The organism is Amycolatopsis sp. NPDC047767 (genome assembly GCF_040704195.1).
In the GTDB taxonomy this organism is placed as follows: Bacteria; Actinomycetota; Actinomycetes; order Mycobacteriales; family Pseudonocardiaceae; genus Amycolatopsis.
The window spans coordinates 1-4,707 of sequence record NZ_JBEYSJ010000075.1; the positions used below are offsets into that span (position 1 = coordinate 1).

Sequence of the window (4,707 nt, forward strand, 5' to 3'; positions counted from 1 at the left end):
CTTAGCGCACACGGTATTACCAACGCAGCACAAATTCCAAACGGCACGCGGAATTTTCCCTTGCCCGGGGAGTGGTTCCGCCTCCCGAGGGACCCTTCCGGGGCCGGGGGAGGTGCCGTTTGGCGTGGGCGAAGCAACCTTTCGCCGGGGCATGGATTCCCTTTCCGAGCAGGGAATCCGTGCCCCGGACGAGGGCTAGGAGGCCGGGATCGGGGTGGTCACCGGCTTCCAGGAGGGCCGGGCCGATTCGAACTCGGTGATCTCTTCGGCGTGGCGCAGGGTGAGGCCGATGTCGTCGAGCCCCTCGAGCAGGCGCCAGCGCACGTAGTCGTCGATCTGGAACGGCGCGGTGAAGTCCTTGGCCCGCACGGTCTTGGTCTCGAGGTCGACCGTGACCTCCGTGCCGGGCTCGTTCTCGAGCAGCTTCCACAGCAGTTCGACGTCCGACTGCTCGCACTGGGCGGCCACCAGACCGCCCTTGCCGGAGTTGCCGCGGAAGATGTCCGCGAAGCGGGAGGCGATCACGGCGCGGAAGCCGTAGTCCATCAGCGCCCACACGGCGTGCTCGCGCGACGAGCCGGTGCCGAAGTCCGGGCCGGCGACCAGGACGCTGCCGCGGTCGAAGGGCTCCTGGTTGAGGATGAAGTCGTCCTGGGTGCGCCAGGCGGCGAACAGGCCGTCCTCGAAGCCGGTGCGGGTCACGCGCTTGAGGTAGACGGCCGGGATGATCTGGTCAGTGTCCACGTTGGACCTGCGCAGCGGCACCCCGATGCCGGTGTGCTGGGTGAACGGTTCCATGGTGGGAGCTCCTGTCTCGGGAAGGGTCAGACGGTGGCCAGGTCGGCCGGGGACGAGAGCGTCCCCCGCACGGCCGTGGCGGCGGCCACGAGCGGCGACACCAGGTGCGTGCGCCCGCCCTTGCCCTGCCGGCCCTCGAAGTTGCGGTTGGAGGTCGACGCGCTGCGCTCGCCGGGGGCGAGCTGGTCCGGGTTCATGCCCAGGCACATCGAGCAGCCCGCCTGCCGCCACTCGGCGCCGGCCTCGGTGAACACCTTGTCCAGGCCCTCGTCGATGGCCGCCTGGCGCACGCGCATCGAGCCGGGGACCACGAGCATCCGCACGGACTCGGCGACCTTGCGACCGCGCAGCACCTCGGCGGCCGCCCGCAGGTCCTCGATGCGGCCGTTGGTGCACGAACCGAGGAAGACGGTGTCCACCGCGATCTCGCGCAGCGGCGTGCCCGGGGTCAGGTCCATATAGGACAGGGCCTTTTCGGCCGAGGCGCGCTCGTTCTCGTCGACGATCTGGGCCGGGTCGGGCACCGAGGCGCCCAGCGGCAGGCCCTGGCCCGGGTTGGTGCCCCAGGTCACGAACGGGGTGAGCTCGTCGGCGTCGAGGTGCACCTCGGCGTCGAACTCGGCGCCCTCGTCGGTGCGCAGCTCGCGCCACGCGGCCACGGCGGCGTCCCAGTCGGCGCCCTGCGGCGCGTGCGGACGGCCCTTCAGGTACTCGAACGTCGTCTCGTCCGGGGCGATCATGCCGGCGCGCGCGCCCGCCTCGATCGACATGTTGCACACCGTCATGCGCGCTTCCATCGACAGCGCCTCGATGGCCTTGCCGCGGTACTCGAGCACGTAGCCCTGCCCGCCGCCGGTGCCGATCTTGGCGATGACGGCGAGGATGATGTCCTTCGCCGTGACGCCCGGCTTCAGCTCGCCGTCGACGGTGATCGCCATCGTCTTGAACTTGCGCAGCGGCAGCGTCTGGGTGGCGAGCACGTGCTCGACCTCCGAGGTGCCGATGCCGAACGCCATCGCGCCGAACGCGCCGTGCGTGGAGGTGTGACTGTCGCCGCACACCACGGTCGTACCGGGCTGTGTGAGCCCCAGCTGCGGGCCGATGACGTGCACGATGCCCTGCTCGGCGTCACCCATCGGGTGCAGCCGGATACCGAACTCCTTGCAGTTGCGGCGAAGGGTGTCGACCTGGGTGCGCGACACCGGGTCCGCGATCGGGAGGTCGATGTCGACGGTGGGGACGTTGTGGTCCTCGGTCGCGATGGTGAGGTCGGGGCGGCGCACGGGCCGCCCGGCCAGCCGGAGGCCGTCGAACGCCTGCGGGCTCGTGACTTCGTGCACCAGGTGGAGGTCGATGTAGAGCAGGTCCGGTTCGGCACCTTCGCCTCGGCGCACGAGGTGGCTGTCCCACACCTTCTCCGCCAGCGTGCGGGCCTTGCCGGTCGGGCTGGTCATCTCCGGCTCCTTCCAAGGGGTTGGCCGGGAGCAAGGAACTCGGGCGACGTCCGAAGGCGGGGCGAGCCACGTCACGCGCGCAGCTCGAGTTCGTTTTTCCCAGATTCTGGACTTCCCAAACTTCGGGAAGTTAGTATCGCGTCGTGGGACAGCATAGCGGTATCGGAGTACTGGACAAAGCCGTGGCGGTGCTGCAGGCCGTCGCCGAAGACCCCTGTGGGCTGGCGGAACTCTGCACACGCACGGGACTACCGAGGGCGACGGCGCACCGTCTCGCCGTCGGTCTCGAAGTGCATCGGTTGCTGCGCCGGGGACCGGACGGCCGCTGGCGCCCGGGCACCGCGCTCGCCGAGCTGGCGGGCGGCTCGACCGACCCGTTGCTCGACGCGGCGAGCTCGGTGCTGCCGAAGCTGCGCGACATCACGGGCGAAAGCGTGCAGCTGTACCGGAGGGACGGCGTGCAGCGCGTGTGCGTCTCGACCGCCGAGCCGCCGAGTGGCCTGCGCGACACCGTGCCGATCGGCTCGCGCCTGCCGATGACGGCGGGCTCGGGCGCGAAGGTCCTCGCCGCGTGGTCGGATCCGCACACGCAGCGCACCATCCTCGCCGAAGCCGTGTACGGCGAACGCACTCTGCTGGAAGTGCGCCGCCGCGGCTGGGCGCAGAGCGTCGCCGAACGCGAACCCGGCGTGGCGAGCGTCTCGGCGCCCGTGCGGGATTCATCGGGCACGGTCGTCGCGGCGGTGTCGGTTTCCGGGCCCATCGAACGCATCGGCCGCAAACCGGGCGCGCGCTGGGCCGCTGATCTGCTCGCCGCGGCGGACGCGCTCCAGGAACGGCTTTGACGCTCCGCCCCCGCTGACTCCCACCACTCTCCACCTCAGGCCGTCTCTCCTCCGGGAGAGGCGGCCTTCTTTTTTCGGCGGTGCCGCCGAACGGCCGTTCACCAAACGGGCGGCCGGCCGCCCGAACCTGTGCCGATCATCTGAGCCGGCTGAGAATCCGGCCGTCGCCTTCACGAGCGCACGACACCCGCCGATGGCACCCTGTCCCCACTTCGCGGCCCGACCGGCCGCGACCCTCCCAGGTGGACGGAGCCCTCCATGACCGAACTCAGCGACCTGATCCTCGCCGCCCGACGCGCCGGCGGCGCCCCGGACCCGGCAGCCGCGCTGTTGCGGCTGCAGCGGGAGGTCGCCGCGTCCGCCGCCGAGGTCCTCCGCCGGCTGCCGGGCTCCGGCGTCGACGAGCACGTGCTCCACGCCGAGCCGACGCTGACGTTGCTGCGGGTCGAGATCGGGCCCCGGACGGAGTACCCGCCGCACGACCACCTCATCCCGGCGTGCATCGCCGTGCTCGAGGGGCGGGAGACCAACACCTTCTACCGCGCGGACGGCTCGGGCCTCACGGGCGTGGGGGAGACCGACACGGCGGCCGGGTCCGTGCTGCCGATGGACGAGCGCGTGATCCATTCGGTGGCCAACCGGACCGCCGAGCGGTCCGTGGCGCTGCACGTGTACTTGGGGGATCTCTTCCAGCTGTCGCGGACGATCTGGGACCCGGCCACCGGCACGCCCGGGCCCTACAGCGACGAGCGGTACTTTGCGCTAGCCCGGACCACGGCTCCCGCCTGACAGTCCTGAGTGGACACCTCATCCTGCCTCTGACCTGCTGATCCCTGACGGCGCTCCGGCCGGCGCGGCTAGTCCGTGCTTCTGGCCGGGGCGCTTTTTCGTGTGCTCGCGGGGTCCGGGGCTTCGTGCCGAGGGGCCTTTTCCCTCACTGAGTGAACCGGGTGCTTCAGGTCACTCGCGGGGTCCGATGCCGGTCCCCGGCACGGCTTCGGGTGGCCGAACCGTCGTTCACCGCGGCGCCACCCGCTCGGCGGAATGCCGCCTGCCCTTGCGTCACACGGAACGCCGGTCCGGGGCCTTCGCCGGTCACACGCTTGGCCGAGTCGTCACGCGACCGGACCTGTGCGGCGCACCCGTTGCCGCTCTTGGGGGTTCTGCTTTGTCGGGTTTCGGGGCCGGCTCCGGTCCGCCGGCCGAGTCCTTTGCCGCCCAACGGCCGTCGCCGCCGCGGCGCCGCCGAACCCCGCCGCGGCAGGGGTTCCGACCCTTCCCGGGGCGCCCGGCCGGCCCCGCCGGGCCGTCGAGGACCCGGATTCGCGACGATCGTCGGGCCGCCGTTCGTCAGTCCGCAAAGGACACTCCCGGGCCCCGGGCAAGATCGCCTTCCGCCACTGGAGAAGCACGCGGTGGCGGTGACGACTGGGCCAAAACCGCTGGTAGAGCCCCACTTCACGCGAACAATCGAACACAAGAGCGAATAAAGTGATGCCTATTCCGACCGTTCCCGAGCCCTTCGAAAGGGCAGACCGCAGACACGCCAACGGAAAAACCAAGGGTCCCGTTTGGACTTCTCCGCGTTATGGGTAATACTATTGAAGAGT

At 70.7% G+C, this 4,707-nt stretch carries 4 protein-coding genes; 2 read left to right on the forward strand and 2 right to left on the reverse strand.

Translation table 11 applies throughout. The features are described 5' to 3' along the window. Positions 1 to 195 precede the first annotated feature (195 nt). Complete coding sequence (gene leuD / locus AB0878_RS49220) at positions 196 to 798, reverse strand: 3-isopropylmalate dehydratase small subunit (protein WP_366590595.1); 603 nt, start codon at positions 796 to 798, stop codon at positions 196 to 198. A gap of 26 nt (positions 799 to 824) precedes the next feature. Further along, positions 825 to 2,252 carry a 3-isopropylmalate dehydratase large subunit gene (gene leuC / locus AB0878_RS49225; RefSeq protein WP_366590597.1) on the reverse strand — a complete coding sequence of 476 codons (1,428 nt, stop codon included), beginning with the start codon at positions 2,250 to 2,252 and terminating at the stop codon, positions 825 to 827. Positions 2,253 to 2,395: 143 nt separating this feature from the next. On the opposite strand from leuC, the gene AB0878_RS49230 reads away from it, so the two are divergent. Together AB0878_RS49230 and AB0878_RS49235 are read left to right on the forward strand one after the other, a co-directional pair. Beyond that, complete coding sequence (locus AB0878_RS49230) at positions 2,396 to 3,097, forward strand: IclR family transcriptional regulator (protein WP_220237623.1); 702 nt, start codon at positions 2,396 to 2,398, stop codon at positions 3,095 to 3,097. A 258-nt stretch (positions 3,098 to 3,355) separates the two neighbouring features. Next, the gene (locus AB0878_RS49235; RefSeq protein WP_366590602.1) at positions 3,356 to 3,886 is read left to right on the forward strand and encodes a hypothetical protein; all 531 of its coding nucleotides are present in this window, start codon (positions 3,356 to 3,358) and stop codon (positions 3,884 to 3,886) included. Positions 3,887 to 4,707: the final 821 nt, after the last annotated feature.

What these genes read in the sequence shown, in the direction of transcription:
- leuD (WP_366590595.1), bottom strand. Translation starts at nt 798, where the DNA reads ATGGAACCGTTCACCCAGCACACCGGCATCGGGGTGCCGCTGCGCAGG.
- leuC (WP_366590597.1), bottom strand. Translation starts at nt 2,252, where the DNA reads ATGACCAGCCCGACCGGCAAGGCCCGCACGCTGGCGGAGAAGGTGTGG.
- AB0878_RS49235 (WP_366590602.1), top strand. Translation starts at nt 3,356, where the DNA reads ATGACCGAACTCAGCGACCTGATCCTCGCCGCCCGACGCGCCGGCGGC.